Origin of the sequence: Legionella sp. 39-23 (assembly GCF_001897665.1) — a bacterium.
Classification (GTDB): domain Bacteria; phylum Pseudomonadota; class Gammaproteobacteria; order Legionellales; family Legionellaceae; genus Legionella; species Legionella steelei.
In genome coordinates, this window is record NZ_MKTO01000012.1 from 1 (window position 1) to 17,060 (window position 17,060).

Consider the following 17,060-nt stretch of genomic DNA (forward strand, 5'->3'; position numbering starts at 1 on the left):
TCTGTAAGTTTTATATTTATTTGGCAGGAAAATTCAAATTTTATTTGGCATTAATCCCATCATTTTGATAGATGATTTAATATTATCTCTTAAGACATTAATTTGGTTTATTGGGAATAGCTTGGGATTTTCGATACACACCAAAGATTTCAAAAGCTTCTTTAATTATATACAAAGCAATAGCGAAACCGACGATTAGATCAGGATAACGAGATTGGGTGAATATTATCAATCCTCCAGATAAAATGACACCGAGATTAGCAACAACATCTGCACGAGTAAAAATCCAGGTTGCATGCAAATGGATCTCTCCCTCTCGGAATCGGCGCAGTAAATATAAAACCACACTATTTACCAAGAGAGAAATACAGGCAATAGTTATTATAATCGCACTCTCGGGAGCACTACCCAACAAAGCTCTTCGACCAACATCAATCAATACCCCTATGCCTAGAATAAATACAAATCCACCGCTTACCAAAGCACTGGTTTCTTTGAACCGTACACTGCGACCTATTGCTAGAAGGGCTAAAGAGTATGCGGAGGCATCAGTAAGCATATCCAAAGAGTCTGCAATGAGACCAGTAGATTGAGCTATAATTCCCGCGATTAAACCTATAACAAACATAATAAAATTTAGAGTTAATGCAATTATTAAGATTTTTTTATCGATTACAGTAGAAGCTTGCTGACATTCACAACTCATAAAATTTCTCCTTAATAAACAAACTTTGCTTACATTCATCGCTCTAATCCATTTTTTTTTGGCAATAATTAGACGCCCTCTTAGTCACTCACTCCATTAAAAACTTTGCGTACTTCCCTTTTCCTAATATAGGTTATTGAGATCAATATGATTGCTTTAACCTAAAGAAACTGCGATTTTCCTTACAGATAAACCTACTGCTAAGAATGCTTTAACTTTATCAGCATCATTATCTGATTTTCTTTTCTGAATTGTCCCTTTAGGCTTACCCAATTAAATTCCTTGCAGTTTTCTGTTGGCCAAGAGCTTCTTTGGTTCCTGAGACTGTGAGATCGCTCAAAGCTGTCATTTCCAGAAGTTGACTTCACAGCATTGTGGTTAAATAAACCCCTCTTTTGTATCAGCTAATTCAATGTTCTTTTGTTTTTTGAGGCAGAATAACAATGCAGCAAATAATGAATACCATAAGAACTGCCGAGGCAGAATAACGGCTTAAAGCCAGCCCGCCGTGATCCAACGGTTTATCGAGAAGGTCACCTACTGTCGCTCCAAGTGGTCGTGTGAGGATAAATGCAGTCCAAAAAAGGCAGGTGTGTGATATGCTTGTCCAGTAATAAGCCAAAGCCACAAGTACGAGTCCTGCAGAAAATGCAAGCGCTCCTCCCTCATAACCAAGACCAGTTGTATCAGCCATCCAATCACCCAGAGCTGTACCCAAGGTCTGAGAAAACATGATCGTCATCCAGTAGAATCCTTCTGCCTTACGGGAAGTAATCATATTGATCGAGACTGAGCCTTGGGAGCGATACCAAAATCCAAGGGATGCCAGGAGAAAAACAAACAGGAGCAGCGTTCCTCCAATATATCCAATGCCCAAGGAGCGATCCGCGAAATCGGCTAAGGTGGTGCCAGCAGTTGTAGTTGCAATAATTACAGCCCAGTAGAGAAACGGATGAAACTTCTTAGCAGCTATTTGACCACTCACGGCAATTATAAAAATGGTGGCGAAGATGAGGGTACCAATTAAATATCCTAAATTCATCGACATCGTCACCGCATCACCGGCCGTCTCACCTAAAGTAGTTGCGGCGATCTTGATGATCCAGAAGACAAGAGTAACTTCGGGAACTTTGCTCAAATTTTTTGTAGAAATATTGTTCATAGCTCTCTTTTATGTTCGTGACATCCTACCAAGTGATTTTTTCCGTCATCACATAATTCACTTAGTGGGGATACATGCCTATATAGTGTTTGCTTGGTAATACCGAGCTCACTGCACAGAGGACCAATTTTAGTCTCAGTTTGGCCTAATGAAATCATTGAGCCTAAGTTTTTCCGGAGTCATTTTGTAAGGTCGACCTCCTTAAACAGTTGATATCCGCAAAGCTCTTTTTTTAACATATGTATTGAGCCCTATATGATTGCTATAACCTAGAAATAGTGCAATTTTTCTAACAGACAATCCTAGCAGCAATAATTCTTTTATTTTATCGACATCTTTATCGAATTTACTACCCTGAATAGTGCCTTTCGGTTTACCTAAACGAATTCCTTGCGCCTTTTTGCTAGCAAGCGCCTCTTTAGTTCTTAAACTAATCAGATCTCGTTCTAGTTCAGAAAATAATGAGAACAACGTAATCATGACTTTAGATGTCATGTCATGTTGTTTAATATCCAGGTTTTGCTTAATAGCAATCACTCGTACTTGCTTTTTAATTAATTCATTAACTAACCCAATTACTTCTGCTGTACTTCGGCCTAGCCGACTTAGCTCGGTGACGATTAATGTATCAGCACCATTCAACACCGATAGCATTTCATCAATGCGACGTTCTTTAGTAGTTTTTCTACTTGAAATTGTCATCTGGATAAAATCATCCACTTCCAGTTTATTTTTTTTGGCGAATTCAAAAATTTCAAGCTTTTGATTATTCAAATCTTGTTTATCAGTTGAAGCACGAATATATGCGATTGTTTTGGCCATAATTTACTCAGGAATTGGTCCGTTAATGTTTAACCTTAAATAATATATTTAATTATACATACTAGTATAGTTTTATAAAGTGTAAGGAAAATATAAAGCATATGTGTAAAAACGGTCGTTATATAGTATACAAAATAAAAAAGATAAAGTATAATATTTGCACAATAAAGTATTTTACAATCACTATATTTTTATCTTGAACATAAAGTGCAAGCCAAATCCTTGTTTGGAGTTTTTTAGTTTATATGAGTAAAAAAAACGCCTTTGATAAATTTAAAGTCATTCAGTTGTATTTAGAAGATAAGGCGACTCTGATTTCTATCGCGAAGGATTCAGGTATCTCGATTAGGAGTTTGCATCGGTGGATAGACCAATACAAAGTCCATGGGTTAGACGGATTAAAATCAAAAGCGCGTAATGATAAGGGGTGCCATCGCCAACTAACAGAAAATTTGGCGCAAGTAATTGAAGGGTTAGCTCTGCAAAAACCAAAACGTAGCATTGCTGCAATTCATCGACAAATAGTGCGTCATACCAAAGATAATGGGCTGCCAATACCTAGCTATGCTGTTGTGTCAAAGATTGTTAATAATATCTCCCCTGATCTCATCAGCCTTGCGCACGAAGGTATAAAACCATACCAGCAAAAATATGATCTTCTTTATATCAGAGAGGCGTCGAGGGCAAATGAAATATGGCAAGCGGATCATACATTGCTTGATATCTACGTGCTTGATGATAAAGGTGGGATTAAACGACCATGGCTCACCGTTATTATGGATGATTACAGTAGGGGCATTGCTGGATATTATTTAAGTTTTCATGCTCCATCATCATTACAAACATCGTTAGCGTTGCGCCAGGCGATATGGATAAAAAATGAGAAACAGTGGCCTATCTGCGGCATTCCTGAAATCATGTATACCGATCATGGTTGCGATTTTACATCACATCATATTGAAGAAGTTTGTGTCTCATTGAAAATACAATTAATTTTTTCGACTATCGGCAAACCCCGTGGTCGCGGAAAGATTGAGCGATTTTTTGCAACTATAAATCAACGCGTTCTTCAAGACTTACCTGGATACGTGCAACCAGGTACTTCTGTAAAAAATAATGAATGCTTGACGCTTGAAGAGCTTGAATTAAAACTAAAATTATTTATGTTGGATGAATACAATAACCAGCCACATAGTTCAACCAAAGTTGCGCCAATCATTAAATGGCAAAGCAATTGTTTTTTGCCTCAGATCCCTGAAACACAAGAATCGCTGGATTCATTATTATTGATGGTAGCAAAACCAAGAAGAGTTCACAGAGATGGCATAAAATTTCAAGGATTCCGTTATTTTTCTACAACCCTTGCAGGCTTTGTGGGCGAGGATGTCATCATTCGTTATGACCCAAGGGATCTTGCCGAAATTCGCGTGTTTCATAAGGGTAGTTTTTTGTGCCGCGCAATTTCACAGGAACTAGACACTGGGACAGTCAGTTTGAAAGAAATTATCCAGGCGAGAAATGCTCGAAGGAAAGAATTACGAGACAATATCAGCGAGCGGTGTTCAATTGTAGATGCCTTGTTAAAAAATCCAACAAAAATAACCGGAAAACCAACGCCAATACAACCTATCGAACAACAAAAAAAAGCCAGCCATGTCAAAATAAAGAGGTATAAGCATGAATGAGCTACCTGACATGGATGATATGTTTTTAGAAACCAAGGGATATCAGCGATTTGAGGAGTTTTGTGATGCTTGCGTCGAATATAAATACATTGGCATTTGTTATGGATCTCCCGGGGTTGGTAAAACGCAATCTGCAGAACATTACAGCAAGCGTAAGCTAATCTTGTCTGCAAACCCGAATGGATATGCAATTGAAGACAATCGTCATGTACCAACTGAACTTAGTAACTGCACGACCATTTTTTATACTCCAATCGCCCCGCTATCTGCTCTTCAAATGCTAAATACCTTGAATCAGAACATTTGTTATTTTGATCGTGTAGTTCAAGCTGCACAAGCAAATAAAATGATCGATGAACAAACCCAATTAAATCAAGAAGAAAAAGAGAACTTTATTAAAATGCTAAAATTATCCTCGAAAAATTACTGCAAACTAATAATCATTGATGAAACGGAACGACTTAGTTTCTCCGCATTGGAATTATTAAGATCATTATATGATGACCGGGGTATTTCCATGGTATTTATTGGTATGCCAGGGCTGGAAAAAAGATTATCGAGGTATTCACAACTTTATTCGCGAATAGGATTTTCCCATGAATACAAACCACTTTCCAAGGAAGAAATGTTATTTACCCTAGAACATAACTGGCGAAAATTAGGGCTTAAATTAAAGCAAGGGGAGTTTTCTGATCATGAGGCGATGGCATCCATTATGCGCATCACTAATGGTAATTTTCGATTATTGAATCGGTTATTTATGCAAATTGATCGACTATTAAAGTTGAATCAATTGCAATATATCACTAATGAAGTGGTATTGGCAGCAAGAGAATGTTTGTTAATTGGTAATACTTAATCTATTTTTATGGTGGTGCTGACATGGCAAAAAAAGGTAAAGCGAAAATTTTGAATGAGTTTGAATTTGAACAACTACTCATTGCAGCAAAAATTGGCTCATTTGCCATTCGCAATATTGCTCTTGTATATTGCTCATTCGGGTTGGGGCTGCGTGCAAAAGAAATCGCATCGCTTACTATAAAAGACGTTGCCGACAAGCAATACAGACTTCTTGATGAAATTTGTCTTAAACGTTCCATGCATTGGGGCAAAAAACAACATTATGCTTATCTTACCAATAAAAAGGTTTATGCAGCACTTACCGACCACTTAAAAACCATAGTGGGTTCGGAGCTTAATAAACCATTATTTCAAACGCAGCGGAAAAAAGAATTTACTCCTTGCACGCTGCAAAAATGGTTCAGATCTCTTTATGACAAAGCTGGTATAATTGGTGCGAGTTCTCATTCTGGTCGTCGCACTTTTATTACCCGATTGCTTGAGCAGGGTGTCAGTATCAAAGCTGTATCATCTTTGGCCGGCCATGCCAACACGATTACCACTGCTATTTATGCCGAAAATAAGCCTGAATGTTTACAAACAATCGCGAAACTAGCAGCATTTTGATACAGATATTTTTTTTCATGTAGCATTGATGGTGCTCATCATGCCATTTAAAGTTTAAAAAATCCTGCCAAATAAACATAAAATTTACAGATTATCTTAAGTTGTTCATTTTTACGCACCACCATTTTTTGCAAAGAGTTCCTTATTTATAATAATTTTTTATAAAAAAGGAAAATAGTAAAAAACGAAATTGCGCGAGCATTTTATTTGGGATTGTGTGATGTAGCAAAGAGTAGCGGTTATGTAGCGTTATCATTGCTACATTTTTGCAGGGTATTTTGATACAGAGATAGCGCCACAATCCTTTTATACTCACCTTTATCAAGGCAATACAGATTACTAACCAAGAAAGTGTAGCAAATGTAGCGATGTAATTTGTTATGTAAATTCTGACTGTAATCGGGGTTTGAACGATGCTAAAATCACCAAAATTCAGCTTTCTTTAAATAATTTCTATGACCCATCATCATATAGAAAAAGAAAAATATGAGCCTACTTTAGATCAAGTGCTTTATTCAAATTCATTAACTTTAACTACTTATGACTTAATTGAAGCTCCTATTTTTATCAAAGATAAATTGGGCCGTTATCTTTGGGCAAATGCTTTTTTTATCAGCCGTTCAGCGGGCTATAGTTCACTTGGAGAAATCACTAATAAAACTGATACTGATTTTTCTTGGCATGAGTATGCTACACAACTACGTAACAATGATAGGTCGGTGATAGAAGCCAGGCAGAGCCAAAGCCATTACGAGCAAATTATTCGACACGATGGAACTTACGTTAATATCCTTACTAAAAAATCTCCTCTTGTTGACAGTTCTAGCGAATTAATAGGATTAATCGGATTCAGTATTGCATTACCACAATTGCATGGTATTGCTGCTTTAAGTGCTCGCGAAAGAGAATGCCTTTATTATTTGTCTAAAGGATTTACTGATAAAAAAATTGCGAAACAATTAATTATTTCACCTCGAACAGTAGAAACTCATCTTGGTAATGCGAAATACAAACTAGGGGTCAGCACCAGAGCAGAATTAATAGCGACTTTTTCCCGCGTCTATCCGTCATTTTCCGGATAAAAATTCAAAATCCTAGTGATTATACTACCGCTGAATTAATTAAAAGGACTATAACAATGCTATCAAAAAAATTTAAAAATCAACGTGACTCAATTCTTGAATTGACGCTTTTGCCTAATAATCAGCTTGAGGGCTATTTTACAACAGCAGTAGCTTCCAAAGAATGTCAGCAAATTATTGGCCAAAGGCAACTCATTACTGGACTATGGACAGGGAATACACTGACATTTAGTGTTGTTTATGAGCAATGTGGCTCAATTTATAGTGTGGTTGGTAATTTTGATCAAGAAAAAAATCACATCGATGTGATTGGATTAATCAATCATCAATCAGATGATGCGACAGGAAAAGATTGCGGTTCTCGCTATATTACTCATGATACTTATAACAGCATAAATTAATTACTGGATAGAAGAAGAATTAATAAGAAACTTCAATTATAGGCAGGTGATTATCGCCGCACTTCTCAATGTTGTTTATAACATCTCAAAACGGAAAGCCTGATAAGAAGGTGATTCATATGGATGAGCCTTCTTTAAGGCTGCAACAGCAGCTTTGATTTGCTCTTCAGTACAGATAATTTCTACTTTATATTCAGGTACTCTTTCAAGCTGATTGATTTCTCCAATAAAAGCATGGCTGCCAGGTAATGGCATAAATTGCCCCTCACCCAATGTTTGCCAAGCACAATGTTGATAATGATCAACACTTCCTGCGCCTGTAGCAAAAATAGCATTTTTAACAATTTCTAAATGTGTTTCTGGAACACAAAAACAAAGCATGTACATGATATCACCTATGGGGAAATTAATTCTGATTTCCAAGAATCTTCTATCTTCGTATAGCGAATTACTTCAGAAAAAGAAATAGAGCCGACCGTGTAGAAAATCCATGTTTTTGGGATAAAGCGAAAACCGAAATAATACTCGCTCATAGGGATAGGAAGTCCTGCAAATTGATCACTCAATTCTTTTTTCCTGGTTTCCAATTGGTTTAAATCTTTAATGACAAGTCCTGAAGTAGGAGCATAAGCAGAGAATCTCAATTGGCGTTCACGAGGAAGAGTACTCCAAAAAGCTTCATTTTCTTCTTGAGAAATTGGTATTGCTGTACCTTCTAAAATAACTTGTCGGTTCTGCATCGCAAATAAAAAATTTAAACAGGATTTAGGGTTATTTAATAATTCAGCAACCTTGCGTGTTTTTTGCTGCGTAAAAAATAAAAGACTCTCTGTTTCAATTTCCCGAATGGCAACCACTCGACTATGAGGTTCACCAGAGCTGCTACAAGTACTTAAAACAGCACAGGCAGGGTCCTCAATTCCTCTTTCTTTTTCCTTGTTCAACCATTCTTTTAGCATGTTAAAGGGCATGAGTTTCTCCTGTAAATTGGTGTGATAAAGTTAAAAGTATTAAACAACTCATGTTGGCACTTTGCATGCGCGTGGATTCACTTCCACCATCGTTTTTGAACCTGATTTTACAATACGTATTTGATTGTGCTCCACTAATAATTCAACCGCTTGGTCGCGTTTTATTTTATCTCGCAATGGACTTAATTGTTGAATAGTTCGTAAGGTTGTTGAACTAATATTTTTTTCAATAAACCAGTCCATAAGTTTTAGGGCATCGGAAAACTGCAAAGAAACGGTTTCAGTAGGCATAATTCGTCGTGCTTCTTGCAAATGCCAACTAATTATTTCAATGGCATTTTCAGTATGCTCTACACTAATATCCCCATGGCGTCCTTCAAAGAGATGAAAAAGTGCTGCAAGCCGCGCTGTATTTTCAGCCGCTTTTGACGCGAAGTCAACGACATCGACCCACTGGCCTTGAGGTTTTAACCCAGCTTCTACAGCATTAAAAAATAAAATCCATTGTTGTTTTGCTGCAACACTCATTTTCAACAATGGAAGTTGAATACAACCTTGATGGCTTAATTGTTCTGACTGGTTTAAGCAGGCAGTGACACGTTGCTCATAATGGGTTAGAGAATGTAAAGAGGCAGGCGGCTCTTGGTAAAATCGATTTCCCATGCTGTTGGCAGGATAAGCCATCAGGCAACGAGCTAAAAACCCGCTTTGTCGACTAATACCTGATGCTTTCTTGGTAAGTTGTTGTAATATAAGTGGTTGCATCATCAAGTTAAGTGTTAAACGTCGATTTTCAATGGTAAATCCTTGCGTTGTTTTACGATGAGCCGTAAACGTCTTGCCGTCCCACAAACGATTAAGCAAAGCTACAAAACGAGTCGGATTGCCTTGCATGCTATGGCTACCTAAGATGATGCCTGCCTCATCAGACCATAAGGATGCAGAAGGCCAGCCTTGGGCCAAATGAATAGCCAGTGCTTCTTGGGTAGCATCTTCAAAATAAAGAGTAGGTTGCAAAGGAATTTCCGGTTCTTGATGAATTAATTCATCGAGCATTTCTTTGGCATAATCAGAATCTTCTCCCGTATAAGTTGCACGTTTGATTTGGGAGAATAAACTGTCTTTTTCCATTTGCCATACTTGGTGTTGCGTTAGCGCTGATAACACTTCAGGTTCACGCCTTTTACGAATAAGTGTCTCCCAGTGACGCGCTGCTTTCGAAAAAACATTGTCTGCAGCAGTTTTTCGAGTACCAGAGCCGCTGGCAATTAAAAAATAAAGCGATACAGGACTAATTAAATAGTTGTCTCGTGCTACATTGGCAAGAGATTGGCATGATAGAGACATATTAGCCAAGGCGCTGCATGCAATTAAAGGTAGCGGTTGCTGTCCATATTGTTGATAGTCCACTACGGCTTTTCTAACAATTAAGGGAAGTGCCTCAACTGGATAAGGACAGTCAGGGGCTAAGATTGGAGAAAGCGGGATAGGTTGTCCCCATACGAAGCTTTGATGTGACTTATTTCTGATCTCTAATTCATTTTGTTCGATAGTCATTATTTTAAGGATTGTATTTTGTAATAGACTTTTATTTTACCCTAGCTTCAATATCATGCAAAATGAGAGGACTGAAAAGCTCTGTAGCTAAGAAAATAGAAGATCAAATACAAGAAGTAAATTCTTATTGCTAAATTATTGGGGCAACTACTAATTAATTTTTAGTAGTTGCCGTATAAACCAGCATTATGCTAATAACAGCCAACATTCTGTAAGCAGTTCTGTCTCAGAAACTTCATGATCAAAGTTGTAATAGCAAAAAATACAGGGCAAATCACCCAGCTGTTCATCGGAGCTTGGCAACCAATCACGATATAAACTATAAACGGTATCACTAATAGTATCTCGTGTTCCTTTATGCGTTGCTACAGCATAACGTCCTGCAGGTAAACGTCTTTCAACGATATTACCCTCAAGTTTTATTTGTTCTGGTACAGTAATCGCTAAGTCAAAACGAAAATCGGAAGGCTCTGTTGTCTTAGGATCGTCGTAAGCAAAACCAAACGCTTCTCCTGCTTTTGGCTTTAAGTTAATTGATTGAGATTTTGCCCAATCAATTAGCTGGTTAACACTTTCACCTAATTTTTCAGGCGTACCTCGATGTTCAATAATCGCTAAACGTCTAGCAGGTATTTCTTTAATCAATACATTCATAATATTACCCTGGTTTGGCAATAAATACGGTGGACGCTCCCAAAAACTCCAATTTGAATGCAGCCTAAACTCACTAGGACTCAGTCCACAGCTTTGTTTAAATACACGAGTAAATGCTTCATGAGATTCAAATCCCGCACTTATTGCAATTTCAATAATGGTTTTATTCCTATCTACGATTAATTGATGGGCTGCTCGTTTTAAACGAAGCCACCGAATATATTGTTGTAGTGATAAACCCGTATAAGCAGTAAATAAACGATGAAAATGATATTTTGAAAAGCAGGCAATATAACTCAATTGAGTCAAATCAAGCTTTTCATCAAGATGTTTGCCGATAAACTCAATTACTTTTTCTAATTGTTGCTTGTAATTCATGCTTTCCTCAATTTAAAACCATCAAACTATTTACACAAACCATGTTATCTTATTTATGTAGATATACTTTGACCATTTTTGCTAATTTTAATGCTGTTTCAATTGATGTAGCCAAACTCAGAAGCAACACTAAAAGCGATTCATGTTAAGAGCAAGAAACAAGCTCAAATAAACCTTATCAGGCATTGAGCAAATAAAAAATGACGATAAAATGTAAGAGTCGCAGAAATTCAAACCCACCCCATTTTCAATTTTTATAACTATTCTAATAACAAGATGAGTATATTGGGGCTATAGATAAGAAGATACTATGAGTGTATTAAAATTTATTATTCAAAGAGCAATCCCGTACCGTTGGTATTTGTTCGGCATTTTTGCTGCTATGTGTCTTATCACTATTGATAACACATTAAAGCCTTTTTTGGTCAAACAACTTATCGATACGGTTTCTGGAAGACAAAACACAAATCTATGGCTTATTGCTGGATTCTATGGATTTTTGCAAATAATGCTGGTCAGCAGCTGGACTCTTAGTGATTATTGTTTGACCCGTTACGTTGCCAAATTTAGGCTGGATGTCGCTGAACATTTTATGAAACGTCTCTATGATTATCCTTATAGTTTTTTCCAGAATCAATTGTCAGGAAGCTTAACTTCCAAACTAAATGATGTATTTCAGCATTTGCCCCATCTTATTTTTACTCTCATTAATCCGTTTTGCTATTTTCTGATACTCATTTCTATTTCTCTTGTGTTGCTCTTTTTTGTTGCCCCAGTTTTTGCGGTGATATTAACTCTCTGGGTGCTTTTATTTTTTTTAATCACCTTTTTTTCATTGCGACAAAGCATCATTTTGAATAAGGAATATTCTGAAGAAAAAGCAAATATTATTGGTCTTTGCGCAGATTATCTAAGTAATATGCTAAGCGTTAAAACTTTTACGACCAAGCAATATGAGCTCGGTCGTTTTGAACGTTTAAAGAAGCCTTTTATTGCTATTGCTGAACGTGGCGGCTTTTATCATACCTGGCTTTATGCCATTTTAGGTCTTTTTACTTCAATTTATGCCTTTGGATTTATTGTATTTTTGATTCTCGGTTACCAAAAAGACAGCTTAAGCCCAGGAGATTTTGCGCTGGTTGTAATGCTTAACTTCAATATTATTAATACAGTCTTTGAACTATCACATAAATTAAGAGACTTTGTTGTTGATTGGGGTGCCGTCACTCAAGCATTAGCAATGCTTGAGGAAATGCCCCAGAAACTAGACAAGAAAAATGCAAAAAACCTTGTCGTTAATCAGGGCCAAATTGTCTTTGATAAGGTTAAGTTCAATTATCATGGGGGATATTCACTTTTTCAGAATAAATCGGTTGTCATTGAAGCAGGGCAGAGAGTGGGTTTGGTGGGTTATTCTGGTGGAGGTAAATCGACCTTTGTGAATCTAATCTTACGACTTTATGATGTAGTTGATGGTCAAATTCTAATCGATGACCAAGACATTCAATCTATTACCCAAGATAGCTTACGTCAAGCGATTGCTATGATTCCCCAAGACCCAATGCTTTTTCATCGAAGCCTGATGGATAACATTCGTTATGGCAGGACAGGAGCTTCGGATGAGGAAATCATTTTAGCCTCTCAGAAAGCTCATGCCCATGAATTCATTAGCAAGTTACCTCATGGTTATGATGCTTTGGTTGGAGAGCGCGGAGTTAAGCTTTCAGGCGGTCAGCGCCAGCGTATTGCCATTGCTCGTGCCATTTTAAAAAATGCGCCTATTTTAATCCTGGATGAGGCCACGTCTCAGCTGGATTCCATTACAGAATCCAACATTCAAGACAGTCTTTGGGAGTTGATGCAGGGAAAAACAACCTTGGTCGTTGCTCATCGCCTATCTACTTTGTTGCATATGGACCGAATTTTAGTATTTGATAAAGGACATATTATCGAAGACGGTACACATACAGAGCTATTGATGCTTGGTGGTTTGTACAAAATCCTGTGGGATGCTCAGGTTGGCGGCTTTTTACCAGATAAAAACCCTTCGGATCAACTCAATTAATACTTAGAACAGTCCTAAGTCAGAAGGCTTTTGCTCTCCTTCTTGCTGTCCTATAGTAGCGACTGTCGTCTGCTCCTGTACACGTTGGTTCATTTCTTGAGTTGGATTTTCTTTTACGCGCTTATCAAGAGGTAATTCTTCTCGTATTGATAACCATTGCCTAATAGCACTTAAATCGCCAACGATAGGCTCTGCAATTTCTCGAAAAACAGCGGGTCCATTTTCACTATTGGTGAGACAAACAACCGCTTCATCGGTAGTAAGATTAATCGCTGCTAAATTGCGTCCAGTTCCATTGTCACCCCAATGAAATGCGATACGGGTTCCATCGGTATTTTTCTGAATACCAATGCCTAGACCCCAAGAGATTTGATCTAAAATATCAGTAGAAACTCCCTGGCTCATTGCTTTAGTATCTTTATCTCTTAATGATGAAACAATAGGTTTGAACATTTCCCACCTAACATAGGGATCGTTAACACAGGCTTTTAAAAATTTTGCATAATCAGAAGTTGTTGTATACAAAGAGCCTGCCGGGTGAACCATATAAAATTTTTGCTTAAGATTTACTGAACCATCTTTATCATGACCTATTGCTATTGTTGCAGCATGTGCTGGGGGATGACCAAAAATAGTAGTCACAAGGGGTAATTCCCTTGCTTCAACCGGTATGGGTTTTGACCAAAAAAATGGTGGTATTTGAGCAAAGCGGGCTTTGATTTCTTTTAGACTTTTTTCTTCAACTTGGCTGGAGTTTTTTTCAGTAATTTGTACGCTGCCGTCTACTGCTCTTTCAGCAACAAATAATTTATCCTTATGAAGGATAATACTTAATTGACCATGTACATCTAAAGTATCTTTTAATAATTTTTTAATGCGTTCAGGCGTTGGCTCTTCCTCTTCATCTGACAGTTTAATAAGACTGCAACCCGTTGGTGGCATGAAGCTACTATCGGTCATACCTATATTAGCGAATTCTTCTTGGGCTAAAGCTTCCAGTGATTTTGAAGTAATGTGTTCCACAATTTCACCTAAAAATTGATAAGCCACACCTGAATAATCAAATTGTTTTCCTACTTCAGAAACATACTTTAGAGATTCTGGGGATGAAAATTCATTAGGTAACCCTGCTTGATGAGATAGGATCATACGAGCGGTTAATTTTTTATAATTTTTATCAGCTCGCATCTCCAGAGGACCAAAATCACCGTACTCATGAAGTGGTTTATCTAAATCAATGAGACCTTTTTGCGCTAGTTTCAATACAATATAAGCAAATACAGGCTTACTCAATGAAGCGGCTTCAAAAACAGTTGAACTAGTAACTTCTTCTGGTTTGTTGACATTAGTCACACCCACCTCTTGCGTAGTAACAACTCCGCGGTCAGAAATAATTGCTGTAGCAATACTTGGGATATTAGTTCTTTTTTGCAACTCACCTAAGGAGCTTGTTAGCTCTTTAGATGGATTGGGTCTTGGAAATGGATTTATGCCCCAATTATTCGTTTTACCACATAGCTCATCAAGAGTTCTAGCAAAACCCCATTTGGGGAAAAAATAGTGTGAAGCCAGTTCTATTTGAATTGTCGAAGGGATAATGTGTTCCGCAAGAATATGTCCATTATGCGAATTAGCAAAGAATACCACGGCACTCTTATCTTTTAAATTGACTGCAACCCATGCTCTACAATCATTCATGTCGCCTGAGTGGTAAGCCGTAACAACATCCTCCTTTTCATTGGTTTGTAGCCCCCAACCTAAGCCCCATGCGACATGACTTAAAATGAGCTCGGGTATCTTGTCTCTAGCAATTCCGATCGCTCCAGCTAAACCTCTATCGTGCGTCATGAAGGCATGCGGAACAAAAGGATTTTCAATGGAGTTGTCATGGCTTAGATGTTTGACAAACTTTGCATAATCTGTTGCTGTAGTTCGTAGTGTATTGGCGGCACATGGTTTGGGTTCTTTACATCCATATTGCGAGATTACAGCTTCTATCAACTCCAAATTGTTTGAAAGTTTACCTTTATCAGGTAACTGTCTAAGAATTCCTGGAACTACTCTTTCCGGAAAAGAGCGATTGACTATTTTTCCATTCTCTAACCAATAGGCTGTTAGTTGCTCATCTTCTTTTAGTATGACAATCTGACCAGGCTTCATTTCATCAAACAAGGGTTCTTTTTCAGCATGCAAAAGCAAGTGATAGGCCTTTGGTGGCTCATAAGTGCTATGAGTCATGTCACAATGATCAAACACATGGTTTTTGGCCAATGTTTCTAGATTTGCTTCAGTCAATTTTTCAATCACTTGATGTAAGTACACAATACCAACATTTGAATATCCATGCATTTTTTCTTTAGAATCTTTTTCTTTAGGATTAGGAATGAACTGAAACTTCATTTCACCATGAGCAAGGCCTGTTGTATGTGATAACACCATCCTTGCAGTAAGTGCTTGGGCACAGACAACAGCAGATGTGTTAGACATATCAAATTTCATTCCATCTATCTCAAATTCTTCTAACGGCAAGATATGAAAAAGAGGGGTATCTAAATCAAATTGACTCAGGTTGAATTTATCTAAATTAAATTTACCTGTCCCTTTCTCTGCTTGATTCGTCGCATTTGACTGAATCAACTTTTGCACTAAATAAGCAAATACGGGTTTGCTTAGCGAGGCTGCTCCAAAAACGGTTTCTGGTTTCACTCTCGTAGGTGGTGTAAGACCTGTTAGAGTAGTTATTAATTCAGACTCTTGAGGATCGGCCAATTTATAGGTATCAGTACAACTTTTTCGTAACTTTTGATATGAGGATTGATTACTTTCATTTAACTGTATTTGATGAACGCTTTGTGTCGTTTGATTTACATAATAAAGTTTGTCGTCAAATAAAACTACAGCATCTTTAGTTCCTAATCCCAGCTTATTAAAGGGACACTTGAGTGGATCAACTGGTATTGCAAAAAGACCGCAACCCTCTGTAAGGCCTTGTTCTTGAGTAGATATGATTCCATCACTGCTTATGAAGGCAATAGAAACTCCTGGAATCTGTGCTTTAGACATGACGTCCAGCAAAAGTAATTCTGCCATTTTTGCATAAGACATAAAATTGCTCAAAATACAAACTAGTGATTTAATTATACCTGATGCCGTAAAATTTATTCTCAATCAGCATTTTTTTACGAATTTTTTAACATTGGCGGATGCTCAGGTTGGCGGCTTTTTACCGAACAGAATCCCCCTAGATGGATTAAGTTGATATTTAATTAAGATTGGATCGGTAAAAATAGCACCGATCCAAATTTACATCTATTGTTTACATTTTGTAGGCATCTAAGATACTTTTAAGCCAAGTCTTTGCCTCTAGACTGACCTTGTCATCATTCAAAGCAATGTCACAAACATCATATTTTCGTGAAATTTCTTCACCATACATATCATCTAAGGCCTTATTCCAAAGCATTAGTACAGTGGAAGCTGAAGTTTTTCCTACTTGTTCAAGAATGCCATAAAGTCTATCCTTCCAATAAGCATCTAAAGCTTTTTCTAACCATGCCATGATCTCTGATGTTAATCCAATGTCGTCAAGACCTTTTCCTTCTCCAAATCCTTTTTCCCATTTTTTGGTTCTTAGATGAGCATATTTTTTACCGTATACGCTGTTAACCCATTCCATGTAGTTTTTTCCTGTTTGGATACCTATAGTGGAATCAGGATCGTGTTTCACGTTTTGTTTCAGTTCATCTAAGAGTTGATGCCATTGTTTTTCAAACTCAGCCTTATTATTTGTTTTCATTTCCTTTTCAAATGCTACATATTGTTTTAATTCATCAGGAGTGAATATTTCCTTAACCCAATCATGTTCAAGATGTTCTGCCATTTTATATACCTCAATCAGCTGAATAATGGTTTCCCATGGAATGGATTGATTGATATCAACAGAGTTAATAATGCTTCTTAAGGTTTTAGCTCCGGAAGTACATGCCGCTGCTTTTTGTTCTAACACTTGAGCTTGGGCCTCAAAATGGTTTAGCGCATGACGTTCTTCAGAGAGCAAGGTTTTGATTTGTGACAACTCAAAACCAAAAAACTTTAAAGCAATAATCTGTT

At 37.4% G+C, this 17,060-nt stretch carries 15 protein-coding genes; 6 read left to right on the top strand and 9 right to left on the bottom strand.

The window, feature by feature from the left end:
* Positions 1 to 97: 97 nt before the first annotated feature.
* The 3 genes from BGO44_RS06245 to BGO44_RS06260 all read right to left on the bottom strand — a co-directional run bounded on the left by BGO44_RS06245 (position 98) and on the right by BGO44_RS06260 (position 2,690).
* The gene (locus BGO44_RS06245; protein WP_273201643.1) at positions 98 to 706 is read right to left on the bottom strand and encodes a cation efflux transmembrane domain-containing protein; all 609 of its coding nucleotides are present in this window, start codon (positions 704 to 706) and stop codon (positions 98 to 100) included.
* Between the two features lie 409 nt (positions 707 to 1,115).
* Complete coding sequence (locus tag BGO44_RS06250; RefSeq protein WP_273201641.1) at positions 1,116 to 1,868, bottom strand: COG4705 family protein; 753 nt, start codon at positions 1,866 to 1,868, stop codon at positions 1,116 to 1,118.
* A 201-nt stretch (positions 1,869 to 2,069) separates the two neighbouring features.
* The gene (locus BGO44_RS06260) at positions 2,070 to 2,690 is read right to left on the bottom strand and encodes a recombinase family protein (protein WP_273201639.1); all 621 of its coding nucleotides are present in this window, start codon (positions 2,688 to 2,690) and stop codon (positions 2,070 to 2,072) included.
* 245 nt (positions 2,691 to 2,935) lie between these two features.
* Between BGO44_RS06260 and BGO44_RS06265 the strand changes: the two genes are divergently transcribed.
* The 5 genes from BGO44_RS06265 to BGO44_RS06285 all read left to right on the top strand — a co-directional run bounded on the left by BGO44_RS06265 (position 2,936) and on the right by BGO44_RS06285 (position 7,325).
* Positions 2,936 to 4,375 (top strand): TnsB C-terminal domain-containing protein, encoded by a 1,440-nt coding sequence (locus BGO44_RS06265; RefSeq protein WP_273201637.1) that lies wholly within the window; start codon positions 2,936 to 2,938, stop codon positions 4,373 to 4,375.
* Positions 4,368 to 5,234, top strand: coding sequence for an AAA family ATPase (locus BGO44_RS06270; protein WP_273201635.1), 867 nt, complete (start codon positions 4,368 to 4,370; stop codon positions 5,232 to 5,234). The genes BGO44_RS06265 and BGO44_RS06270 overlap by 8 nt, the downstream gene beginning before the upstream one ends.
* 23 nt (positions 5,235 to 5,257) lie before the next feature.
* Positions 5,258 to 5,842 carry a tyrosine-type recombinase/integrase gene (locus BGO44_RS06275; protein WP_286822846.1) on the top strand — a complete coding sequence of 195 codons (585 nt, stop codon included), beginning with the start codon at positions 5,258 to 5,260 and terminating at the stop codon, positions 5,840 to 5,842.
* A 455-nt stretch (positions 5,843 to 6,297) separates the two neighbouring features.
* Positions 6,298 to 6,924: a PAS and helix-turn-helix domain-containing protein gene (locus BGO44_RS06280; protein ID WP_058478615.1), complete on the top strand. Its 627-nt coding sequence runs from the start codon at positions 6,298 to 6,300 to the stop codon at positions 6,922 to 6,924.
* 56 nt (positions 6,925 to 6,980) lie between these two features.
* Positions 6,981 to 7,325 carry an avidin/streptavidin family protein gene (locus BGO44_RS06285; RefSeq protein WP_058478614.1) on the top strand — a complete coding sequence of 115 codons (345 nt, stop codon included), beginning with the start codon at positions 6,981 to 6,983 and terminating at the stop codon, positions 7,323 to 7,325.
* Between the two features lie 75 nt (positions 7,326 to 7,400).
* On the opposite strand, the gene BGO44_RS06290 is transcribed toward BGO44_RS06285, so the two are convergent.
* The 4 genes from BGO44_RS06290 to BGO44_RS06305 form a co-directional block, all read right to left on the bottom strand.
* Complete coding sequence (locus tag BGO44_RS06290; RefSeq protein ID WP_058478613.1) at positions 7,401 to 7,712, bottom strand: YqfO family protein; 312 nt, start codon at positions 7,710 to 7,712, stop codon at positions 7,401 to 7,403.
* Between the two features lie 8 nt (positions 7,713 to 7,720).
* Positions 7,721 to 8,296 (bottom strand): pyridoxine/pyridoxamine 5'-phosphate oxidase, encoded by a 576-nt coding sequence (locus tag BGO44_RS06295; protein WP_058478612.1) that lies wholly within the window; start codon positions 8,294 to 8,296, stop codon positions 7,721 to 7,723.
* Positions 8,297 to 8,344: 48 nt separating this feature from the next.
* On the bottom strand, positions 8,345 to 9,853 hold the full coding sequence (locus BGO44_RS06300; protein WP_058478611.1) for a YfjI family protein: 1,509 nt from the start codon (positions 9,851 to 9,853) through the stop codon (positions 8,345 to 8,347).
* Positions 9,854 to 10,039: 186 nt separating this feature from the next.
* Entirely contained in the window at positions 10,040 to 10,885 is an 846-nt protein-coding gene (locus tag BGO44_RS06305; protein WP_058478610.1) for an AraC family transcriptional regulator, read from the bottom strand.
* A gap of 310 nt (positions 10,886 to 11,195) precedes the next feature.
* Here BGO44_RS06305 and BGO44_RS06310 point away from each other — a divergent pair, with 310 nt between their 5' ends.
* The gene (locus BGO44_RS06310) at positions 11,196 to 12,950 is read left to right on the top strand and encodes an ABC transporter ATP-binding protein (protein ID WP_058478609.1); all 1,755 of its coding nucleotides are present in this window, start codon (positions 11,196 to 11,198) and stop codon (positions 12,948 to 12,950) included.
* A gap of 3 nt (positions 12,951 to 12,953) precedes the next feature.
* On the opposite strand, the gene BGO44_RS06315 is transcribed toward BGO44_RS06310, so the two are convergent.
* Together BGO44_RS06315 and BGO44_RS06320 are read right to left on the bottom strand one after the other, a co-directional pair.
* Positions 12,954 to 16,055, bottom strand: coding sequence for a serine hydrolase domain-containing protein (locus BGO44_RS06315; protein WP_058478608.1), 3,102 nt, complete (start codon positions 16,053 to 16,055; stop codon positions 12,954 to 12,956).
* A gap of 211 nt (positions 16,056 to 16,266) precedes the next feature.
* The coding region (locus tag BGO44_RS06320) for a MerR family transcriptional regulator (protein ID WP_286822853.1) at positions 16,267 to 17,060 on the bottom strand (794 nt) is incomplete at its 5' end.

Bases quoted from the DNA above. Each gene is read 5' to 3' on its own strand.
- BGO44_RS06245 (WP_273201643.1), bottom strand. From the start codon at position 706: ATGAGTTGTGAATGTCAGCAAGCTTCTACTGTAATCGATAAAAAAATC.
- BGO44_RS06250 (WP_273201641.1), bottom strand. From the start codon at position 1,868: ATGAACAATATTTCTACAAAAAATTTGAGCAAAGTTCCCGAAGTTACT.
- BGO44_RS06260 (WP_273201639.1), bottom strand. From the start codon at position 2,690: ATGGCCAAAACAATCGCATATATTCGTGCTTCAACTGATAAACAAGAT.
- BGO44_RS06265 (WP_273201637.1), top strand. From the start codon at position 2,936: ATGAGTAAAAAAAACGCCTTTGATAAATTTAAAGTCATTCAGTTGTAT.
- BGO44_RS06270 (WP_273201635.1), top strand. From the start codon at position 4,368: ATGAATGAGCTACCTGACATGGATGATATGTTTTTAGAAACCAAGGGA.
- BGO44_RS06275 (WP_286822846.1), top strand. From the start codon at position 5,258: ATGGCAAAAAAAGGTAAAGCGAAAATTTTGAATGAGTTTGAATTTGAA.
- BGO44_RS06280 (WP_058478615.1), top strand. From the start codon at position 6,298: ATGACCCATCATCATATAGAAAAAGAAAAATATGAGCCTACTTTAGAT.
- BGO44_RS06285 (WP_058478614.1), top strand. From the start codon at position 6,981: ATGCTATCAAAAAAATTTAAAAATCAACGTGACTCAATTCTTGAATTG.
- BGO44_RS06290 (WP_058478613.1), bottom strand. From the start codon at position 7,712: ATGTACATGCTTTGTTTTTGTGTTCCAGAAACACATTTAGAAATTGTT.
- BGO44_RS06295 (WP_058478612.1), bottom strand. From the start codon at position 8,296: ATGCCCTTTAACATGCTAAAAGAATGGTTGAACAAGGAAAAAGAAAGA.
- BGO44_RS06300 (WP_058478611.1), bottom strand. From the start codon at position 9,853: ATGACTATCGAACAAAATGAATTAGAGATCAGAAATAAGTCACATCAA.
- BGO44_RS06305 (WP_058478610.1), bottom strand. From the start codon at position 10,885: ATGAATTACAAGCAACAATTAGAAAAAGTAATTGAGTTTATCGGCAAA.
- BGO44_RS06310 (WP_058478609.1), top strand. From the start codon at position 11,196: ATGAGTGTATTAAAATTTATTATTCAAAGAGCAATCCCGTACCGTTGG.
- BGO44_RS06315 (WP_058478608.1), bottom strand. From the start codon at position 16,055: ATGTCTTATGCAAAAATGGCAGAATTACTTTTGCTGGACGTCATGTCT.